Below are 22,145 nucleotides of genomic sequence, written 5' to 3'. Positions count from 1 at the left end.
CAACTACGCCTGCAATATTTAACAAAGAGAAAAAGATTAAAAAAAAGAATTGCTTAAAATTTACCAAAGTTTAAAAAAAGAAAGTTGTATAATCAAAAAAATATTAAAGATAAAATACTCAATTGTTGTTTATCATGAATAAAATATTATTTACCGGTGCTACTGGTTTTCTTGGAAGAAACGTTCTGCCTGTTTTAGAAGAACTTAATTATTCTATTACTACATTAGGTAATTCTACTACTGAAATTGTTTGTGATATTAGCAAAGAAATACCTGAATTGCCTCATGGTTTTGATTTGGTAGTTCACGCTGCAGGAAAAGCACATAGTGTTCCAAAAACAGAAGTTGAGAAAAAACAGTTTTATAATGTTAATGTTACAGGAACAATTAATTTACTAAAAGGACTAGAACAATCTCATATTCCTAAGCAGTTAGTTTTTATTAGCTCAGTTTCTGTATATGGTAAACATGAGGGGTTAAGCATAGCAGAGCATTCATCTTTAGAAGCCAAAGATTCTTATGGTTTGAGTAAAATTGAAGCTGAAATATTTGTAATGGATTGGTGTAAAAAACATAATGTTGTATGTACTATTTTGCGTTTACCACTTTTAGTCGGAAAGAAACCTCCAGGAAATTTAGGAGCAATGATAAAAGCAATTGAAAAAGGCTATTATTTTAATATTGGTGGAGGTAAAGCTAGAAAAAGTATGGTATTGGTAAAAGACGTGGCTAATTTTATTCCAAAAGTAGCTGTTGTTGGTGGGACATATAATTTAACGGATGGTGTAGATCCTAGTTTCAGCGAATTGAGTAACATTATCTCGAAGCAGAAAAAAAATAAAACGCCTCTAAACCTGCCTCTTTTTGTAGCAAGAACAATGGGGCTAGTAGGAGATTTATTGGGAGATAAGTCTCCAATAAATTCTTTAAAACTAAAAAAAATCACATCTGATTTGACTTTTGATGATTCAAAGGCAAGAACTCTTTTAGATTGGAATCCCCAATCGGTGATTGATTACTTAAAAAATAATGACATTTAATAATTAAATAAAAATGAAAGTAGCACTTATTACAGGAATTACAGGACAAGACGGATCATATTTAGCTGAATTGTTATTAGAAAAAGGATATATAGTACATGGTGTTAAACGAAGAGCGTCTTCTTTTAATACGCAACGTATTGATCATATTTACCAAGATCAGCATGAAGCTCATGTAAATTTCAAACTGCATTATGGCGATTTAACAGATTCTACTAATGTAATTAGAATTATTCAGGAAGTTCAACCTGACGAAATTTACAATCTGGGAGCGATGAGCCATGTAAAAGTTTCGTTTGATTCTCCCGAATATGTTGCAAATGTTGATGGAGTTGGAACGTTACGTATTTTAGAAGCAGTTCGTATTCTAGGTTTAGAAAAGAAAACACGTATTTATCAGGCATCAACATCTGAGTTGTATGGTGGTTTGGCTGAGAATAAAAACGAAAAAGGTTTTTATGATGAGCACTCACCATTTTATCCACGTTCACCTTATGGAGTAGCAAAAATTTACGGTTTTTGGATTACCAAAAATTATAGAGAAGCTTATGACCTATTTGCTTGTAATGGTATTTTATTTAACCACGAATCACCACGTCGAGGCGAAACTTTCGTAACTCGTAAAATAACAATGGCTACAGCAGCAATTGCTTTAGGAGAACAAGATTGTTTGTATTTAGGTAATTTAGATGCACAACGTGACTGGGGACATGCGAAAGATTATGTAGAAGCAATGTGGCGTATTTTGCAACAAGATGTTGCGGAAGATTATGTAATCGCTATGGGAGAAACTACTTATGTTCGTGATTTTGTTAAAATGTCATTTGCTGAAGTGGGAATAGATATCGAATTTAGAGGAGAAGGAGTAGATGAAAAAGGATATGTTGCATCTTGTAGTAATCCCGACTATCAAATAGAAGTAGGTAAACAAGTAATTGCTATTGACCCTCAGTATTTCCGTCCAACAGAAGTAGATTTACTTATTGGTGATCCTACTAAATCTAAAACTAAATTAGGATGGGTTCCTCAATATGATTTAGCGGGATTAGTAAAAGAAATGATGGCATCTGATCTTAATTATGTTAAGAGAGAGAAGATGTTAAACGAAGTTAGATCTGCAACTAGATATTAATTTAAATAAATCAGAATAATTGTATTCTTGATTTAGAAATTATCATTATGAATTTAGAAGATAAAATTTATATAGCTGGACATCGCGGTATGGTAGGTTCAGCTATTTTACGTCAATTAAAAAAGCAGGGGTATACAAACTTTGTTATTCGAACTTCTGCAGAATTAGATTTAAGAAATCAACAAGCAGTAGCTGATTTTTTTGCACAAGAAAAACCAGATTATGTTTTTTTAGCCGCAGCAAAAGTTGGTGGTATTATCGCTAATAATACTTACAGAGGAGATTTTATTTATGAAAATCTGATGATACAAAATAATGTAATACATCAATCCTATTTAAATGACGTAAAAAAATTAATGTTTTTAGGATCTTCATGCATTTACCCTAAAATGGCTCCTCAACCTTTAAAAGAGGAGTATATGTTAACAGGTGAATTAGAACCAACAAATGAGCCTTATGCAATTGCAAAAATTGCAGGAATTAAAATGTGTGATGCATACAGAGATCAATTTGGATGTAATTTTATTTCTGTTATGCCTACTAATTTATACGGGCCTAACGATAATTACGATTTAAAAAATTCTCATGTTCTTCCGGCAATGTTAAGAAAATTCATTACTGCAAAACGTAATAATGATGCGTCAGTAACAATTTGGGGAACAGGAAGTCCTAAAAGAGAATTTTTACATGCCGATGATTTGGCTGAGGCTTGTTTTTATCTAATGGAAAATTACAATGAAGATGGGCTGGTAAATATTGGAGTTGGAGAAGATATTTCGATTCTGGATTTGGCGATTCTAGTCAAAAAAATAGTTGGTTACGAAGGCGAAATTCTTACAGATACTTCTAAACCAGATGGTACACCTCGTAAATTGATGGATGTTTCGAAACTTAATGGTTTTGGTTGGAAAGCTAAAACAAGTTTAGAAGAAGGTATTCAGAAAGTCTATGACGAAATAAAAGATACTAACTGGGAATAATTTCATAAAATGGAATACACAATTTTAGGAATTATTTTGATGATTATTATGTTACTTTACTTTAAGGTAGCCGATCATTTTAATATAATTGACAAACCAAATCAAAGAAGTTCACACACAGAAATAACATTGCGTGGTGGTGGAATAATTTTCTGGTTTTCCGCTTTACTATATTTTGTTCAGCACATTCAGAATAATTATTTTTTCTTTACCGGAATCACATTGGTAAGTTTAGTAAGTTTTTGGGATGATATTCAAAGTTTATCAAATAAGATCAGGATTTCGATTCACTTTCTTGCGATTACTTTAATATTCTTTGATCTCGGGTTATTCAATTTATTTCCAATTTGGGGTGTTGTAATTGCTTATGTTCTGGCTATTGGTCTAATTAATGCCTACAATTTCATGGATGGGATTAATGGCATTACAGGCCTTTATACTTTGGTTGTAATGGGAGCATTGCTGTATGTAAATACTAAAGTTCAGCTTTTTACTGACGGGGCTTTCATAAAATATGCAATGCTTGCCAGTTTAGTCTTTTTGTTTTTTAATTATAGAAAGAAAGCAAAGTGTTTTGCTGGTGATGTCGGAAGTATTGCTATAGCTTTTTGGATAATATATTTAGTTTTAAAACTCATACTTGTTACAGAATCATTAATTTGGCTTTTGTTTTTAGCTGTTTACGGCGTCGATGCAATCTGTACAATTTTGCACAGACTTTTTTTAAAGCAAAATATTTTTGAAGCACATCGATTGCATTTATATCAGGTATTAAGTAATGAGTATAAAATTCAGCATAGACTAGTGTCTCTTTTGTATGCTTTGGTGCAGGCAGGTATTTCTTTTTTAGTAATTGTTCTATATCAAAAAGTACAAGATGCAGTCATATTCTTACTTGTAATTCTGCCATTACTTTGTATTTATTCGTCAAAGTTTTATTTGTTGAACAAAAGTAATTTACGATTAAAGCATGAAGCCTAAAATTATTCAGGGAGGAAAATTTTCAGATCATCGTGGGAGTATATCATATGTAAATGATTTCAGTTTTAAGGATATTGAAAGGTTTTATATTATAAGTAACTCTCAGGAAAATCCAATCCGAGCATGGCAGGGACATAAACTAGATGCTAAAAATTTTTATTGCCTCTCGGGTTCTTTTAAGATTCATTTTGTAAAAATTGATAATTGGGAGAATCCTTCAAAAGATTTAATCATTGAAACTGTTTTAGTTTCTGAATCAGATAGTAAAATTGTTCATATACCAGCAGGTTACGCTAATGCAATAGAGTCTCTTGAAGAAAATTCAAAATTAATGTCATTTTCTACATTGCCCTTAACAAATGTCGGTGAGGATGATGTTCGTTATCCTTCAAATTATTGGCTTTTTGATAATGAACAATAAAAGAATCTATTTGTCATTGTCTGAGGAAAGTGGTTATGAGGAAGAATATATTCAGAGAGCACTAAAATCAAACTGGATTACTTCCGGAGGACCAAGTGTTGATGAATTTGAAAATAAATTTGAGGATTATTTTGAGCAAGAGAAATTTGTGACAGCATTAAATTCTGGAACATCAGCGATACATTTGGCATTAATTTTATTAGATATTAAAGCCGGTGATGAGGTAATATGTCAAAGTATGACTTTTTCAGCTTCAGCAAATCCAATTTTGTATCAAAATGCGACTCCAGTGTTTGTAGATAGTGAAATTGATACCTGGAATATTTGTCCAATAAATCTTGAAATTGCTATTAAGGGTAGAATAAAAAAAGGAAAAAAACCGAAAGCGATTATAGCAGTTCATCTTTATGGTATGCCTTATAAAGTAGATGAGATACATTCAATTGCTGATAAATATAACATACCAATTATTGAAGATAGTGCAGAAGCTTTGGGGAGTACTTATAAAGGAAAAAAGTGTGGTAGTTTTGGTTATTTTGGTATTTTATCATTTAATGGAAATAAGATTATCACAACTTCAAGTGGTGGAGTATTAATTGGCAATTATAAAGAAACAAAAGATAAAGCCATTTTTTTTGCAACCCAATCAAAAGATAAAGCCATACATTATCAACATAGTGAAGTAGGCTATAACTACAGAATGAGTAACATTTGTGCAGCTATAGGTCTTGGACAAATGAAAATGTTAGAAAATAATATTATTTCAAGAAGAAAGAATCATTTTTTTTATAAAGATATTTTTCATAAAGTTAAAAATGCAAAGCTTTTGGATAGTCTGAATGAAGATTTTTTTTCAAATTATTGGCTAAACACAATATTACTGGAGACACAGGAACAAAAAGAAAGTTTAAGAATTGCTTTTGAAGAGGCAAACATCGAAAGCCGTCCTTTATGGAAACCAATGCACTTGCAGCCCATTTTTGAGAAATATCCTTATTATGGAGGCCAAGTCGCAGAGGACTTATTTGAAAAAGGATTGTGTTTACCATCGGGATCAAATTTAACTAAGGAAGATAAAAACAGAATAAAAGAAGTTTTAATTAATTTCTTGAATTGAATATAAAATTAAAGTATGAAAATAGAGAAGACTTACATAAAAGATTTAGTACTTATTGAGCCAACAGTTTTTGGAGACGAAAGAGGTTATTTTTTTGAATCTTACAGTAAAACAAAATTTGAGGATTTAGGAATTAATATTGATTTTGTTCAGGATAACCAATCATTTTCAAAAAAAGGAACCTTAAGAGGTTTACATTATCAAAACCCACCTTTCGCACAAACTAAATTAGTTCGTGTTTTAGAAGGAGAAATCATTGATGTAGCTGTAGATTTGAGAAAAGATTCTCCTACTTATGGAAAAGCTTTTAGTGTTTTGCTATCTGCAGAGAATAAAAAACAACTATTGGTACCACAAGGATTTGCCCATGGTTTTTCTGTTGTAAGTGAAACAGCTTCTGTTATGTATAAATGTGATCAATTTTATAATAAGGCTTCGGAAGGAGGGATTAAATATGATGATCCTTCGTTAAATATTGATTGGGGAATGAATCTAGATGAAGCAATTGTTTCAGAAAAAGATCAGATACTTCCTTTTATTGAAAATTGTAATAGTTTGTTTTAATGAAAAAAATTCTGGTAACCGGAGCAACTGGACAATTAGGATCTGAACTTAAAGTTTTATCGACTTCTTATTCTAAGTATGATTGGATATTTGCAGATAGAACAAAAGCAACATTAGATGATTTGGAATTGCTTAACTCTCAATTAAGTGAAATTAAACCAGATATTATATTTAATTGTGGGGCTTATACAGCTGTAGATAAAGCTGAATCTGAAAGAGATTTAGCTTTTAAAATAAACCATTTAGCAGTTGAATTAATTGCAAAATATGCGGCAAAAAATAACGTCAAATTAATTCATATTTCGACAGATTACGTTTTTGATGGCTCTTCGTCGACTGCTTTAAGAGAAGATGCTGGGACAAAACCTATAAATGTTTACGGAGAAAGTAAATTGGCAGGTGAAATTGCGTGTTTAAAAGAGAATCCAAAAGCAATAATTATTAGAACATCGTGGGTTTATAGTAAATTTGGAAATAATTTTGTAAAAACAATGAAACGCTTAATGCAGGAAAGAGAAGAAATTAATGTCGTGAACGATCAGATTGGATCGCCAACATATGCTGCAGATTTGGCTCAAGTAATGATCGATATAGTAGAATCTTCCAAATGGATTTCTGGAATTTATAATTATTCGAATGAAGGTGAAATTAGTTGGTATGAATTTGCGTTAACTATTAAAGAATTAGGACAGTACAAATGCGAAGTTGGAGGTATTCCATCATCTTCATATCCTACTCCTGCAAAGCGACCTAGTTTTTCATTGTTAGATAAAACAAAAATAAAATCAATTTATAATTTAGAAGTTCCAGATTACAAAGAGAGTTTAAAGAAAATATTTATTTAAAAAAATTACTCTATTATTTCGTATTCAATGTTGAAACGAAATCTTGAGATTTAAAATCAAGTTTTATGAAAGGAATAATATTAGCTGGAGGATCTGGTACAAGATTACACCCATTGACATTAGCAGTTAGCAAGCAATTAATGCCAGTTTATGATAAGCCAATGATTTATTATCCGCTGTCAACATTAATGATGGCTGGAATCAATGAAATTTTAATAATTTCTACTCCTCATGATTTGCCACATTTTAAAAAACTTTTAGGAGATGGAAGTACAATAGGATGCAAATTCAGTTATGCTGAACAACCAAATCCAAATGGGTTAGCACAGGCTTTCGTAATTGGTGAAGAATTTATAGGTAAAGATAAAGTAGCTTTAGTACTTGGAGATAATATTTTCTTTGGAACAAATATGCAGCAATTATTAAAAGATAACGCCGATCCTGAGGGTGGGGTAGTTTTTGCTTATCACGTTGCAGATCCTGAAAGATATGGTGTTGTTGAATTCGATGAAAATAAAAAAGCTATTTCTATCGAAGAAAAACCATTAGAACCTAAATCAAATTACGCAGTTCCGGGATTATATTTTTATGATAATTCAGTCGTTGAAATTGCAAAAAATATAAAGCCTAGTGCTCGTGGTGAATATGAGATTACAGATGTCAATAAAGTTTATCTTGAAAAAGGTAAACTAAAAGTTGGGATATTAAGCAGAGGAACTGCTTGGCTTGATACGGGAACTTTTAATAGTTTAATGCAGGCAGGACAATTTGTTCAAGTTTTAGAAGAGAGACAGGGATTAAAAGTCGGGTGTATTGAAGAGATTGCATGGAGACAAGGTTTTATTAATGACGAACAATTAGAAAACCTTGCAAAACCGTTGTTAAAATCAGGTTACGGAACCTATTTGTTAGAATTTTTAAAACAAAAGAAGAAAGGTGTTAAAATTTAATTTGGCTAATAAAATAATTATTTTAAAACCTTTAATTTGTATTTTTGTAAAAACTAGTTTACAGACTTAAACCAAACCTTAATTGAGTACAGATAGACCAAATAGTATAACCTCATTGTTATACAAGACTTTTTCTCCAAGAAATCTTAGGGCAAATATTAATAACTTAAGTTATTTGCCTAGATGGATTATTATTGCAATAGATGTAATGGTTTTGTTTTTTTCATTTTCCTTTACTTACTTGCTTTTTGAGGGTACTGCAATTGGCTACATCATTACTTCTCATGATTTTTACTTTGTGGGAAGCCTGATTCTGGTAAATATATTTTTCTTTTGGCTATTTAGAACTTATTCGGGAATTATTAGGCATTCTTCTTATATTGATGCTATAAAACTGTTGTTCTCACAAATGTCAGTTTTAGTTTTCTTCTTGTTTATTAATCTGGTTTTTGAATTATACACAGGACATAAAGCATTTTTAAATACAGCGCTTTTTATAAATCTGGTTTTATCTTTTTGTGGACTTTTCTTGTATCGTGTTGTGGTAAAGCAAACATTCGAAATGTATTTTTCGGAGAAAACGACGACAAAATTGGTTAGAACTGTTATTTATGGTACCGATGCAAATGCAATTTCTGTCGCAAATGCTTTAAAATTTGAAACACCTACTCGATTTAAAATTGTGGGGTTTGTAGATAAGAATAACCAGAATGCATCCAAACGTATGCTGGATCTACCTATTTTGATTTTAAGAAAAAAGCTTCCTGCCTTGATGCGTTCTGTAGCTGCTGAAGGAGTAATTATTGCAGATAAGAGTTTAACCAAAGATGAACAATTGATTATTGTTGATCAATGTTTAGAGTTTAATTATAGAGTATATACAGTTCCATTAATTTCAGATTGGGAGAATCAAAAAGAAATCTCACAAAAAGTTAAGAATATTCAGATTGAAGACTTACTGGAAAGAAAACCTATAGTTCTGGATAGTAAATCGATCTCTAAACAATTAAAAGATAAAACTATTTTAATTACTGGTGCTGCTGGATCAATCGGAAGTGAAATAGTTCGACAGGTTTTAAACTTTAACCCTAAAAATGTTATTGTTCTGGATCATGCCGAAACGCCACTTCATAACTTATGTCTGGAAACTCAAGGAATGAATTTTAGCACAAAAATTGTAGCTGTGATTGCAGACGTGAGAAGTAAAAAAGCACTCGAAAAAGTATTCAAAAATTATAATCCACATGTGGTTTTCCATGCGGCAGCCTATAAGCATGTGCCTTTAATGGAAGAAAATCCTGCACAGGCAATTCAAACTAACATTAAAGGAACTAAAAACCTTGCAGATTTAGCTTGTAAATATCGTGTGAAGAAATTTGTAATGGTTTCTACAGATAAAGCCGTTAACCCTAGTAATGTAATGGGGGCAAGCAAACGTATAGCTGAGAAATATGTTCAGTCTTTATACTTAAAAAATCAAAAGGAGAATGTTGAAGGCGGTACAAAATTTATTACTACGCGTTTTGGAAATGTGTTAGGATCAAACGGTTCGGTTGTTCCATTATTTACAAAACAAATTGCAGAAGGTGGTCCCGTAACGATAACACATCAGGATATTATTCGTTATTTCATGACTATCCCGGAAGCTTGTCAGTTAGTATTAGAAGCCGGCGCAATGGGGAATGGTGGTGAAATCTATATTTTTGATATGGGAAAACCAGTTAAAATTATTGATTTGGCTAAAAAAATGATTAAACTGGCAGGTTTTATTCCTGATAAAGAAATCAAAATAAAAATCGTAGGACTAAGACCTGGTGAAAAGTTATATGAAGAATTACTAAATGATACTTCTAAAACACTTCCGACTTATCATGAAAAGATTATGATTGCACAGGAGATTCAGGATGAATATGAAAACCTGCATATTGATGTAGATGAGCTGATTGGTATTGCAGATTTTTATGAAAACGATGATATTGTTACCAAGATGAAAAAGATTGTTCCGGAGTTTAAAAGTATGAATTCGACTTTTGAAGTCTTAGATAAATAGCATTATTAAATAAATGTAGATATAAATATAATCAAAAGGTGTTTTTTCAAAACGCCTTTTGGCATTTTTAAACCAATTCTAAAATGTTAAAAATCTTGTTAATTTTAAAAGACAATATTTTCTCCCATTCTCACTAATGAATCAGACTAATAATACAGATGACTGGTTGTTTGAAATAACACCAAAAAATAAGTTCTTTTCACTTAATTTTAAGGAAATCTGGCAGTATCGTGATCTTTTAATGCTCTTTGTCAAGAGAGATATTATTACAGTTTACAAACAAACTGTCTTAGGCCCACTTTGGTATTTAATACAACCATTATTTACTTCAATTACGTTTACGATTATATTCAATAATGTTGCAGGAATTAAAACGGGAACAATTCCTCCATTCCTGTTTAATCTGGCAGGAATTATGGTTTGGAATTATTTTACGGCCTGTTTAAACGGAACATCAGATACATTTAAGTCTAATGCGGGAATATTTGGGAAAGTATATTTTCCAAGGATTATAACTCCTTTATCTATAGTAATTTCAAACTTAGTTAAGTTTGGGATTCAATTTTGCATATTTATTTTTTTTTACATTTTCTTTTATTTCCAAAATGCAAATTTAAGCTTAAATCCCTCTATACTATTTTTTCCAATTCTAATTGTATTTATGGGAATCTTAGGGCTAGGTTTAGGAATGGTGATTTCATCAATGGTCACAAAATATAGAGATTTAAATAATTTAATTGGTTTTGGAGTACAATTACTAATGTACATATCTGCGGTAATGTATCCTATGGAATTGATAAAACAAAAACTGCCCCAATTTGGATGGGTTGTAGAGTATAATCCCTTAGCCTATGTTATTGAGACTTCCCGATATATGCTTTTGAATGTTGGCAGTATCTCTATTTTAGGTTTAATTTATACCATGATTGTCACTCTGATAGTTTTTTTTTCAGGATTATTGGTTTTTAATAGAACAGAAAAGAGCTTTATAGATACTGTGTAAGTATTGAGTAATAGATTATAAAGATGAAACATATTATATTAAAAGCCGAAAATATTTCAAAACAATATCGTTTAGGGCAGGTTGGTACAGGAACTTTGAGTCATGATTTAAATCGATGGTGGCATAAAATTCGAGGAAAAGAAGATCCGTATTTGAAAATTGGAGAAATTAATGATCGCTCTACAAAAGGAACTTCAGATTATGTCTGGGCTTTGCAGGATATTAATTTTGAAGTGGAACGTGGTGAAGTACTTGGAATTATTGGTAAGAACGGTGCAGGAAAGTCTACACTTCTAAAAATACTTTCAAAAGTTACTGCTCCAACAACAGGGAGTATTAAATCTCGTGGGCGTATAGCTTCATTACTTGAAGTAGGTACAGGTTTTAATGGTGAAATGACCGGAAGAGAAAACATTTTCCTTAATGGCGCTATTTTAGGAATGACCAAAAAAGAAATTACTTCAAAACTGGATGAAATTATTGAGTTTTCGGGTTGTGAACGATATATAGATACTCCGGTAAAAAGATATAGTTCTGGAATGACTGTTCGTTTAGCCTTCGCAGTTGCAGCGTTTTTAGAGCCTGAAATATTAGTTGTTGATGAGGTACTGGCTGTGGGAGATGCTGAATTTCAGAAAAAGGCTATTGGGAAAATGCAGGATATTTCAAAAGGCGAAGGAAGAACTGTTTTGTTTGTGAGTCATAATATGGCAGCAGTGAAAAGTTTGTGTACAAGAGGAATTATTATTGAAAACGGAACTATTAAATGTGAAGGCAACATTGATTACATTATTGAAAAATACTTTGATGAGAATCAAATAGTTGATGATGGGAGAAGAATTGGAATTACTGATGATTCCTTAAATGTTTTCAAAAAATGGTTTATAAAAAATAAAAATTCATTCGATATTTTTTCTGATGAAAACACAAATATTTCTTTTGAGTTTATTTCCAATGAAAATTTAACAAATTGTGAACTTGGACTTGTGATAAGAAATTATGAGGGAAAAATATTGCTAGGCTGTAATAGTAGAGATTTTGGAGGAGATTATTTTAATATAAAAAATGGAAAATACATTTTTAGTTTTGAATTAAATTTACCTATTATTGATGGGAAATATGAAATAGATGTTATTTTGGTTAGTAATAATGTTATAATAGATCAATGGGTCTCTGAAACATATTTAATTGTAAAAAATAAGTTTGATTCGGTTCTTGATAGAAAATGGAGAGGAGAATTAAATTTGAAAACATTTTTCAGATATGATGAACTTTGTTAAGAGAAAATGGAATAAAGTTTATTCTGTTTTTTTTAAAAAATCTAAAACGAAATACTATGATGAAAAAAAATCTCTAGGAATTATAATTGGTTCTAATTCTTTTATTGAAAAACCTAAGACATTGGAAGGTGCCAGATATATACAGATAAAAGAAAATTCTAGTATCGGACATAGTTCATGGTTAGGTGCATTTGATAAATATTTAAATCAATCTTTTGAACCAAAAATTATAATTTCAAATAACGTTAGAATTGGTAATTATGCCTGTATTACCGCAATTGATGAAATATTTATAGATGATGGCTGTTTGTTAAGTGAGTATGTGTATATATCAGATCATTATCATGGTTTTGATCCTACATTAAATACATCACCTAATAATCAACCTCTTTTTTCGAAAGGAAAGGTTAAAATTGGTGAAAATACTTTTATAGGATATAGAGTGACAATTCTTTCAGGTGTAGAACTTGGGAAGAATTGTGTAGTCGGATCGCATTCAGTGGTAACTAAGTCATTTCCTGACTATTCAATGATAGCTGGAGTTCCGGCAAAATTAATAAAGACTTATAATTTTGAAAAACAATGTTGGCAAAATGAAAATCATTAAAAGTAAATTAAAAAACATTATTGAATTTAGAAGATATAAAAAACTTGGTTTAACTTATAACGAATTTTCATCATTAAAAAATAGATCACTAAAAAAGACATCTTTTTTATTTGGAAAAGAGATCAAAATCACAGATTCATTTTGGTATTTACATAGTTTAAATGAATTGTTTTTAGATGAAGTCTATAGATTTAAAACAAATATAGATACTCCTAAAATTATTGATTGTGGTTCAAATATTGGTTTAAGCATCATTTTTTTTAAAAGATTATATCCAACTTCTCAAATTATTGCATTTGAACCTGACAACGATATTTTTACTATTTCTAAATACAATTTAGATCAATTTGGAATTAGCGATGTTAAGTTATTTCAAAAAGCAGTTTGGATTAATGAAGAGCCATTAATTTTTGCAAAAACGGGCTCATTGGGAGGACATGTAGTTAAAGAAGAAAGAGAAAATACTATTAAAATTCAAACCGTACGATTAAAAGATTTGTTATTTGAAAAAATAGATTTTTTAAAAATAGACATTGAAGGACCGGAATATGATATCTTGAAGGATTGCGGAGAATCATTAAAGAATGTAGATAATATTTTTGTGGAATACCATAGTTTTGCTGAAGATCCCCAGATGATAGGAGAATTGTTGATTATATTGAAAAATGCTGGATTCAAAGTATATATAAAAGAAGCATGGGAAAATATGAACAAGCCATTTATGGAAAAAAAATCATCTTACTTTGATTTACAGTTAAACATTTTTGGTTATAGATTGTGATAAATTTTATTAAAGTGTTTGCTTCTTTAATAATATATTAAAATGTTAATGTAAATTTCTCTAATGTCACAAACTAAAATAAAATTTCTTGCCTATTATTTACCACAATACCATCCTATTCCTGAAAATGATGAGTTTTGGGGTAGAGGATTTACAGAGTGGACTAATGTTACAAAAGCAAAAGCATTGTTTGAGGGACATTATCAGCCTAGATATCCTTCTGATTTAGGATATTATGATTTACGTGTGCCTGAAGTCAGACAACAACAGGCTGATATAGCAAAACAATATGGCGTTGACGGTTTTTGTTATTATCATTATTGGTTTGGAAATGGTAAATTAGTATTAGAGCGCCCCTTAAAAGAAGTTATTCAATCTAAGCATCCGGATTTTCCTTTTTGTGTATGTTGGGCTAATGAGAGTTGGAAAGGTGTTTGGTTCGGGGATAAAAACAAAAAAACACTTATTAAACAAGAATATCCTGGGAAGCAAGATTATATTGATCATTTCAATTATTTGTTAGATGCATTTAGAGATGAACGTTATATTAGAATAGATGGAAAATGTCTATTTAATGTTTACCTGCCAACAGAAATTTCTGACTTATCTTTATTCGTATCTACATTTAGAGAATGTGCTATCAAATCTGGTATTGGAGATTTATATTTAGTGGCTTCCAGATGTCCAGAAAATTGGGATGCTAGAGCTTTTGGTTTTGATGGAGTTATTGGGTCACAATTTTCAAGTCTTCGATATTTAACAGGACATAAGTATGAAAAAAAGTCATTAATAAAAAAAGTACTTAATCGTATTAAGAGAATGTTTCTTCACAATAATCAAATTGATTTAAATTTCGAAGAGCGAAAAAAACCTCTAATTGTTGAATATGAAGAAGCTTGCAAGTATTTATTGCCTACTGAAAAATATCCATGGGATTATTTTCCTTGTGTAATTCAAGATTGGGATAATACTGCAAGAGCTGGGGAAAAAAGTTTGATTTTTCATAATTCAACTCCTAAGCTTTGGCAGAAACATCTTGAAGAAGCTTGTAATTATGTTACAGATTATGATTCAGAAAAGCAAATAGTTTTTATTAAGTCATGGAACGAATGGGCAGAAGGAAACTATTTAGAACCTGATTCTAAATGGGGTTACAGTTATTTAGAAGTTTTAGCACAGGTTAAAGAACGATTTAACGGATTTATAAATAGTGTTAAATGATAAATTTTACGAATTTGAATTTTAAAACTAACAAGAATATTGAATGAATATTGAAAATTCAATAAACATAAATTTTGAGAATTATTTAATCAGTATTATAATGCCAGCTTATAATGCTGCTGCTTATATAAAAGAAGCAATTGATTCTGTGCTTGCTCAAACTTATCTTAACTGGGAACTTATAATCATAGATGATGGCTCTACAGATGATACTGCAAAAATTATAAAAGAGGAGTTATTAAAGGACCAACGAATTAAATACTATTATCAGGCAAATGGTAAACAAGGAAAGGCAAGGAATTTAGGTATCTCAAAATCAAATGGTAAGTATTTAGCATTTTTAGATTCAGATGATATCTGGATGCCCCAAAAGTTAGAAATTCAAGTAATAGAGATTCAAGAAAAGAATGTTGATTTAGTTTTTTCAGATTCCTATATTTTTAACAATTCTGAAACGGATCTTTATAAAAGAATGAATATTAAAGGAGCAGTGTTTTACGAGAGAAATTCTGTTCAATTATTTTTAAAAGGGAATGGCATTCCAATATTAACAGTTTTAGTAAAAAAAGAAAAAATAATAACTGCTGGAGGATTCTCAGAGAAGTTAGATATTCAAAATGTTGAGGATTATCACCTTTGGTTAAAGCTATTAATGTCTAATAATATTTTTTATTCTTCAGATCAGGTTTTAGCAAAGTATAGGGAGCATAATAATTCAGCAACAGCAAATGATAAAATAGTCTTAGACAAAATTCCTAATGTGTTTTTTGATTTATTAGAAAATTTTCCAAATTATCAAAAACTTATTAAAAGAGAACTTAAATTAAAATTTATTCTTGTTTATAAAAACAATACTTTCAAAAAACAAGAATTGGCTATGTGGATAAATAAAAATTCAAAATATTTATCAAAACAAAAAGAAAGTTATATGTATCTGCTTCTTAATTTTTTATTGCCGACAAAAGTTACAAAAAGACTTTTGATTTATTTTCTGAATGCTTGAAGGTTTGATGGCTAGCTTATTTTAGTTAATGGAAAAAATGATAACAATTATATATCCTTACAGAAATAGGGAATTAAATAGAATAACTAATTCATTAAATTCCCTATCAACGCAATCAAACAAAAATTTTTGTGTAATTTTTGTAGATTATGGATCGGATTTTGACATTTCAGAGTCAGTACAAGAATTATTAATAGGATATAATTTTGTAGAATATATACATTCGTTTCATAATAATCAGCCCTGGTCTCGTTCTAAAGCAATTAATATTGGTCTTAGATTTACAAAAACGGAATACGTTTTTATTGCAGATATAGATATTATTTTTCACCATAATTTTATCGCTCATTTATTTGAATTGAAAAAAGAAAATGATAATATTTATTTTCAGGTTGGATATTTAAGTGAAGATGAAAGTAAAAAGCTTAAAGAATTCGATAATTATAATATAACTTCTAAAAGTATACCTGAAGGAAAAGGTTTATCGCTTTTTAATTTAAACTGCTTATTGGCTATTGGTGGTTTTGATGAATTTTTTCATTTTTGGGGAGCAGAAGACGAAGATGTACATTCAAGACTTATTATTGCCGGTTTCAGCCCAATATTCTATAATCATGAGATTTTATTGTTACATCAATGGCATCAAACGTTTGAAAGTTTAGAACATCAAAAATTAACAATTCAATTGGGATTTTCAGATGCCTTTAATCTAAACAAGAAAAAACTAAGATTTAATCAAAGCTATAATATTCTAAAACCAAATAATGAGAATTGGGGTAAATTAATATCAGAAGATGACTTTAAAATTTTAAATTCTCATCTGGACTCAATTATTTTATTAAATAAGAAAGATGTTGTAGAAAATTTTCTTGATATTGTTTTGCCCAATACAAAAGACAGAATTATTAATGTTGTTTTTAAAGAGGATAAATACCAATCTACACTTAGTTACAAAATAAAATCTTTCCTGGGAATTAAAGTTCATGATTATTATTCTTTGAAACAAATAAATGATCTGCTTCTTAAAACTCTTTTAATTTATTATAAGGATTCCCAATTTAATTACAGAGTTAGTAGTGACTTGAAAAGTGTTCAATTAAAAATTAATTTATGTCGGGGTTAATTTCAATAATAATTCCAACCTACAACAGAGCTGAATTTATTAGAGAAACACTTAATAGTATTCTAGTACAAACTTATAAAAACTGGGAGTGTATAATAGTGGATGATGGTAGTGTAGACAATACAGCAGATTTAATCAAGGAATTTCAATTGAAAGATAATAGAATTAAGTATTATCATCGTCCTGAAAAAAGAATCAAAGGACCTAATTCTTGTCGTAATTACGGTTTCGAATTATCTAAAGGAGATTATATTAAGTGGCTTGATAGTGATGATATTTTAAATATTAATGCACTTGAGACGACAAGTCATTATTTTTCAAAGCATTTTGATTTAATTGTTTCCTCATTAGAATATATTGATATTAATAAAAATATTATAGAAAAAGATCATAATTTTTTTTCAGATAATATTATTCAGGATTATTTAATAGGTAAAATTGCGTATTATATTTCTCCACCAACATGGAAAAGAAGTTTTCTAAACAATCGGGCTTATCTTTTTGATGAGGAGATTACAAATTTGGATGATTGGGATTTTAACTTGAGAATGTTGTACGAAAACCCTTCTGTAGCTTATTTAAATGATAAACTTATTCAATACAGAATTCATCATCAATCTTTGTCTCATGAAATTAATAAGTTAAATTTTAAAGAAATAAAATCAGAGTTTAAAGCAATTAAAAAGCACTTGTTATTAATTAAAAAAAATAAAAAAGCTAATCCCCGTATTCTAAAAATATATTTTAAAAATCGTTGTAAAAATATACTTCGAATGGCATTAGTGAGGAATGATAAGCATAAATTCTACTATTTAAAAGAATTGTTATCTATTGAAATAAATCTGTTAAGATTTGGAGAAATGCTAAAAACAATTGCTGGCTTTACAATTTATACTGTTTTTAGAAAAGGATATAAATTTTTATAATTCTTTAAACTATATTTTTTTAATATTTATTGGGTTATAATTTTCAATTTAGATTTTCTAAATAAAGCCTTTTCAAATATAAAAGTATTAAAAGGTTCCATTTTTATATGAAGAATAAATTTACAAATATAGAGCTCACCTACGATAATCTGGAGAGTTTTATTATAAGAAAAGAAATTTTAAAAGCAGTTCAAGATGCAGCTCCTCAATTTAAAGGAAAAGTTTTAGATTCAGGATGTGGTTCAATGCCTTATAAAGAAATTATTCTCCAGAATAAAAAAGTAGATAGTTATGTCGGTTTAGATATAGATTCTGGTTTGAATTATGATAATGCCAAGCCAGACTTTTTTTGGGATGGTGTTAACATGCCATTTGAATCGGAAAGCTTTGATGTGGTCATGTCGACAGAAGTATTAGAGCATGTTCCGGATCCGGATGCATATTTATTAGAAGTTAAAAGAGTTCTGAAGCCAGGAGGCCTGTTTTTCTTTACAGTACCTTTTTTAATGTCTTTGCACGAAGTTCCAAATGATTATTACAGATATACTCCTTTTGCATTAGAAATGATTTTTAAACGTACAGGTTTTGTTTCTGTAAATATTACAGCAAGAGGAGGATATAATGCAGCAGTTGGGCAAATGTTGGGATTATGGGTAAATATGTATTTATGGGGAAGAAAAAAGAAGATTATGAGAGTACTTTTAAAGCCGGTTATCAAATTTTTATATAAAAATGACAAAACACCAAAAAGTTTTAATAAGTCAACTATGATTGTAGGTTTGTCGGGAACTATTTTAAAACCTGTTTTATAAAATGATAATACTTTTGATTTCTATGCCTTCTATTCATGTAATTCGTTGGATAGAAAATCTTAAAGACACTCATTATGAAATATACTGGTTCGATGTTCTGGGTCGTGGAAAATTGGATACATTAACTTCGGTTAAACAATTTACTAATTGGAAAAAAAGAAAAGTAAAATATATAAAAGGAGAATATTTTTTAAGTAAAAAAAAGCCCAATCTTTATGAAAGAATTATTCCTTATTTGGAAATAACGGCCAATGAAGCTCTTGAAAACATTATTAAGGAAATAAAACCAGATGTAATCCATAGTTTTGAAATGCAAGGCTGTTCCTATCCTATAATAAAGACAATGTCCAGATATCCTAAGATTAAATGGCTTTATACCTGTTGGGGAAATGATCTATTTTATTATATGAATTTTAAAGATCATGAAAAAAAAATAAGAAAAGTCTTGAAGAGAATAGATTTTTTGCACACAGATTGTAAAAGAGATTTTTTGTTAGCTCAAAAACTTGGTTTTTCAGGAGAATATTTGGGAGTCGTGCCAGGGGGAACAGGTTACAAATGGAAAGAATTAGAACGATATAAAATTCCAATTGCTAAAAGGAAAATTATTTTAGTAAAAGGATATGAACATCATTTTGGAAGAGGACTGAATATTGTAAAAGCACTGCATGAAATTCAGGATCAAATTTCAGATTATCAAATTGTTATTTTTGGGGCTCATAACAAAACGATGGAATATATAGCTATGCACAAGTTGAATTTTCAAGTTTACCATAGACATAGTTTTACTCATGAGGAATTATTACAATTAATGGGTAAATCTTTAATTTATATAGGAAATAGTATTTCAGATGGACTTCCTAATACTCTTTTAGAGGCAATAGTAATGGGAGCTTTCCCTATTCAATCGAATCCGGGTGGTGCTACAGAAGAAATAATTAATGATGGAGATAATGGAGTCTTAATAAATAATCCTGAATCAGTTTTAGAGATTAAACAAAAAATTTTAAATGTTTTATTTGATACCGGCTTACAAGAATCTGCAGCGGAAAAAAATAGAAAAGTAACTTTAGAAAGATTAGATTATTCAGATAATAAATTGAAAGTAATAGCAATGTATAAAACTATTTTTAATAAAATTTCCTGAATCAAATAAGGATCATATAAGTCAAAAAATATTGAATTATAGTAAAAATAAAAATGAGAAAGGGAGAGAATCTTTTAAAAAATAAAGCCTTGAATGATAAAAATTCTAATCATAGGGTAATAATTCCTTTATACATTCCAAATGAGGAAGGATATTATAAAGATGCCTTTACTATTTTTAAGTATAGCCTATATTCAATTCATAAAACATCATTTTCCAATTTAAAAGTTTCAGTTGTCAGTAATGGATCCAATACAGAAATAAACAAAAAATTGTTCGGGTTATATGAAGACAATTTGATTGATGAATTGATTATTGAAAAAGAAAATATAGGTAAGATAAATAGTATATTAAAGGTTTTGCGTACAGTAGAGGAACGTTTAATTACTATTACTGATGCAGATGTTTTATTTGATAATGGCTGGGAAAAAGAGGTTTGGAAAATTTTTAAAGCATTTCCCAGAGCAGGTGCCGTAAGTCCGGTGCCTGTTTTTAGAACCCATTTTAGCTTAACAGGCAATATTTGGTTTGATTATCTGTTTTCGTCAAAACTTAAATTCCGTTCAGTAAAAGATCCTGAAGGAATGACATTGTTTGCAAAAAGTATTGGTTGGCAATGGCTTGATATTCAGTATAAAGATCTAATAGCAACTTTAAAAAGCAAAAATAATACAATAGCAGTATTAGGCAGTTCCCATTTTGTTTGTACTTATAAAAGAGAAGTGTTTTCTGTAATTCCAAAAACAAATAGTGCTTATAAATTAGGAGGAGACAGTGAATTTTTGTATACAGACCTTCCCGTTATAAAAATGGGAGGTTATCGTTTGGCCACTTATGGTAATTATGCCTATCATTTAGGAAATGTTTTAGAGGACTGGATGACCCATAAAAAAAATAATCTTATCACAGAAACAAAAGAAAACAAGAATACAAACCAATTAAAAGTTTTAGAATACTCTTTGTTGTATTACTTCTTAACTGAAAAAGTATTTAAAAAAATAATAAAGTTTCCTTTTTTTAGAAGATATTTGTTTAAAATGAAAGGGTTGCAAAAAGAAAAACTAAATAATTTTATGTCATGATTACAATTGTTTTAACTAATCGTAATCGTGATATTCAGACAATAAAAAATTGTTTGAATTCATTGCAAGAACAGGCAAATAAAGAATTTACTCTATTTTTTGTAGATTATGGTTCTTCCCCGGATTACTTAAAAGAACTCAAAAAAGTAATAGAGAATTATCCGGAATTAAAGTTTATATCATGTCCGGTATCCGGACAATTATGGAATAAATCCCGGGCTATAAACATAGCGCTACAACGTTGCACAACACCATATTTTTTTGTTGGAGATGTAGATATGTTGTTTCATACTGATTTTATTCAAAAACTGAATCTGTTGACCGATGAAAACTCAATAACGTATTTTCAGGTTGGTTTTTTAAATAAAAAAGAAACTTTTCAGAATAAAGGTTTCGAGAAATCTAAAGTGGCGTTTAAATCTCAAAAAGAGGCAACAGGAATGTCATTATATCCCACACACATTTTAAAAAGTATTAACGGTTATGATGAATTTTATCATGGATGGGGCGCAGAAGATACTGATGTACATGTTAGATTGTTCAATCTTGGAATTCAAGTGAAATTTTATGATAAAGAAATCTTATTGAAACATCAATGGCATACTAAAATTTATAGAACCGGATTGAGTAAAGATCCTTTTCATTTTAAGCTGGAAAAAATCAACAATGCTTATTTACAGATTTCGAAAAAAACAAAACAGAGAATTGCTAATAAGAACAGTTTATGGGGAAAAATACCTAAAGAAGAAGAATATAATAGATTAAATGAAAAAACAGATTTTATCTTCGATATAGCACCGGAAGATTCGAAAATAAATGCTTTAATCTCGCACTTATGCAATTTTGAGCATAAAATTATTTCAGTAATTATCACAGATGTATCGACTAGAAGTAAGATTAAGCAGTTTGTAAAAAAAATGTGCGGTAAGAAATATTTAAGCTACTTGAAAATGAGAAGTATAAACGATTTGCTTTTACACGAGATTATTATGCGTTACAGAAACTTGCCCTATCAGTATTCTTATGATGAGAGGAAAAAAGTAATTGAGTTTAAAATCTATTTTTCCTAATGAAAATCCT

General features: G+C 29.7%; 22 protein-coding genes. All 22 read left to right on the top strand.

Annotated elements, in window-relative coordinates:
* Window positions 1-134 precede the first annotated feature (134 nt).
* The 22 genes from HYN56_RS01755 (at window position 135) to HYN56_RS01650 (ending at window position 22,135) form a co-directional block, all read left to right on the top strand.
* On the top strand, window positions 135-1,040 hold the full coding sequence (locus tag HYN56_RS01755) for an NAD-dependent epimerase/dehydratase family protein (protein WP_109190621.1): 906 nt from the start codon (window positions 135-137) through the stop codon (window positions 1,038-1,040).
* A gap of 13 nt (window positions 1,041-1,053) precedes the next feature.
* Window positions 1,054-2,172: a GDP-mannose 4,6-dehydratase gene (gene gmd, locus HYN56_RS01750; RefSeq protein ID WP_109190620.1), complete on the top strand. Its 1,119-nt coding sequence runs from the start codon at window positions 1,054-1,056 to the stop codon at window positions 2,170-2,172.
* A 47-nt stretch (window positions 2,173-2,219) separates the two neighbouring features.
* Window positions 2,220-3,152: a GDP-L-fucose synthase family protein gene (locus tag HYN56_RS01745; RefSeq protein WP_109190619.1), complete on the top strand. Its 933-nt coding sequence runs from the start codon at window positions 2,220-2,222 to the stop codon at window positions 3,150-3,152.
* A gap of 9 nt (window positions 3,153-3,161) precedes the next feature.
* Entirely contained in the window at window positions 3,162-4,133 is a 972-nt protein-coding gene (locus HYN56_RS01740; protein ID WP_109190618.1) for an MraY family glycosyltransferase, read from the top strand.
* Window positions 4,123-4,554 (top strand): WxcM-like domain-containing protein, encoded by a 432-nt coding sequence (locus HYN56_RS01735; RefSeq protein ID WP_109190617.1) that lies wholly within the window; start codon window positions 4,123-4,125, stop codon window positions 4,552-4,554. The genes HYN56_RS01740 and HYN56_RS01735 overlap by 11 nt, the downstream gene beginning before the upstream one ends.
* Window positions 4,544-5,671, top strand: a complete 1,128-nt coding sequence (locus HYN56_RS01730) for a DegT/DnrJ/EryC1/StrS family aminotransferase (RefSeq protein WP_109190616.1) — start codon at window positions 4,544-4,546, stop codon at window positions 5,669-5,671. Before HYN56_RS01735 ends, HYN56_RS01730 begins: the two co-directional genes overlap by 11 nt.
* Window positions 5,672-5,686: 15 nt before the next feature.
* On the top strand, window positions 5,687-6,235 hold the full coding sequence (gene rfbC, locus HYN56_RS01725; RefSeq protein WP_109190615.1) for a dTDP-4-dehydrorhamnose 3,5-epimerase: 549 nt from the start codon (window positions 5,687-5,689) through the stop codon (window positions 6,233-6,235).
* Entirely contained in the window at window positions 6,235-7,080 is an 846-nt protein-coding gene (gene rfbD / locus HYN56_RS01720; protein WP_109190614.1) for a dTDP-4-dehydrorhamnose reductase, read from the top strand. Before rfbC ends, rfbD begins: the two co-directional genes overlap by 1 nt.
* A 65-nt stretch (window positions 7,081-7,145) precedes the next feature.
* On the top strand, window positions 7,146-8,030 hold the full coding sequence (gene rfbA / locus HYN56_RS01715; protein WP_109190613.1) for a glucose-1-phosphate thymidylyltransferase RfbA: 885 nt from the start codon (window positions 7,146-7,148) through the stop codon (window positions 8,028-8,030).
* Window positions 8,031-8,112: 82 nt separating this feature from the next.
* A complete protein-coding gene (locus HYN56_RS01710; RefSeq protein ID WP_109190612.1) occupies window positions 8,113-10,080 on the top strand; it encodes a polysaccharide biosynthesis protein in 1,968 nt (655 codons plus the stop codon).
* 136 nt (window positions 10,081-10,216) lie between these two features.
* On the top strand, window positions 10,217-11,083 hold the full coding sequence (locus HYN56_RS01705) for an ABC transporter permease (RefSeq protein WP_109190611.1): 867 nt from the start codon (window positions 10,217-10,219) through the stop codon (window positions 11,081-11,083).
* A gap of 23 nt (window positions 11,084-11,106) precedes the next feature.
* Complete coding sequence (locus tag HYN56_RS25180) at window positions 11,107-12,363, top strand: ABC transporter ATP-binding protein (RefSeq protein ID WP_240622645.1); 1,257 nt, start codon at window positions 11,107-11,109, stop codon at window positions 12,361-12,363.
* Entirely contained in the window at window positions 12,347-12,970 is a 624-nt protein-coding gene (locus tag HYN56_RS01695; protein ID WP_109190610.1) for an acyltransferase, read from the top strand. The genes HYN56_RS25180 and HYN56_RS01695 overlap by 17 nt, the downstream gene beginning before the upstream one ends.
* On the top strand, window positions 12,957-13,751 hold the full coding sequence (locus tag HYN56_RS01690; RefSeq protein ID WP_109190609.1) for an FkbM family methyltransferase: 795 nt from the start codon (window positions 12,957-12,959) through the stop codon (window positions 13,749-13,751). Before HYN56_RS01695 ends, HYN56_RS01690 begins: the two co-directional genes overlap by 14 nt.
* Before the next feature lie 63 nt (window positions 13,752-13,814).
* Window positions 13,815-14,972, top strand: coding sequence for a glycosyltransferase WbsX family protein (locus tag HYN56_RS01685; protein ID WP_109190608.1), 1,158 nt, complete (start codon window positions 13,815-13,817; stop codon window positions 14,970-14,972).
* A gap of 43 nt (window positions 14,973-15,015) precedes the next feature.
* Window positions 15,016-15,975, top strand: coding sequence for a glycosyltransferase family 2 protein (locus HYN56_RS01680; protein WP_109190607.1), 960 nt, complete (start codon window positions 15,016-15,018; stop codon window positions 15,973-15,975).
* Between the two features lie 37 nt (window positions 15,976-16,012).
* Window positions 16,013-17,098, top strand: a complete 1,086-nt coding sequence (locus HYN56_RS01675) for a glycosyltransferase family 2 protein (protein WP_167398263.1) — start codon at window positions 16,013-16,015, stop codon at window positions 17,096-17,098.
* Window positions 17,086-18,024 (top strand): glycosyltransferase family 2 protein, encoded by a 939-nt coding sequence (locus HYN56_RS01670; RefSeq protein WP_109190605.1) that lies wholly within the window; start codon window positions 17,086-17,088, stop codon window positions 18,022-18,024. Before HYN56_RS01675 ends, HYN56_RS01670 begins: the two co-directional genes overlap by 13 nt.
* A 107-nt stretch (window positions 18,025-18,131) precedes the next feature.
* Complete coding sequence (locus HYN56_RS01665; RefSeq protein ID WP_109190604.1) at window positions 18,132-18,836, top strand: class I SAM-dependent methyltransferase; 705 nt, start codon at window positions 18,132-18,134, stop codon at window positions 18,834-18,836.
* Window position 18,837: 1 nt separating this feature from the next.
* Window positions 18,838-19,983: a glycosyltransferase family 4 protein gene (locus HYN56_RS01660; protein WP_109190603.1), complete on the top strand. Its 1,146-nt coding sequence runs from the start codon at window positions 18,838-18,840 to the stop codon at window positions 19,981-19,983.
* Window positions 19,984-20,036: 53 nt separating this feature from the next.
* A complete protein-coding gene (locus HYN56_RS01655) occupies window positions 20,037-21,065 on the top strand; it encodes a glycosyltransferase family protein (protein ID WP_109190602.1) in 1,029 nt (342 codons plus the stop codon).
* Window positions 21,062-22,135 (top strand): glycosyltransferase family 2 protein, encoded by a 1,074-nt coding sequence (locus tag HYN56_RS01650; protein ID WP_109190601.1) that lies wholly within the window; start codon window positions 21,062-21,064, stop codon window positions 22,133-22,135. The genes HYN56_RS01655 and HYN56_RS01650 overlap by 4 nt, the downstream gene beginning before the upstream one ends.
* The last annotated feature ends 10 nt before the right edge of the window (window positions 22,136-22,145 follow it).

The organism is Flavobacterium crocinum (assembly GCF_003122385.1).
Taxonomy (GTDB): domain Bacteria; phylum Bacteroidota; class Bacteroidia; order Flavobacteriales; family Flavobacteriaceae; genus Flavobacterium; species Flavobacterium crocinum.
This window is presented reverse-complemented; position numbering and strand designations above follow the sequence as displayed.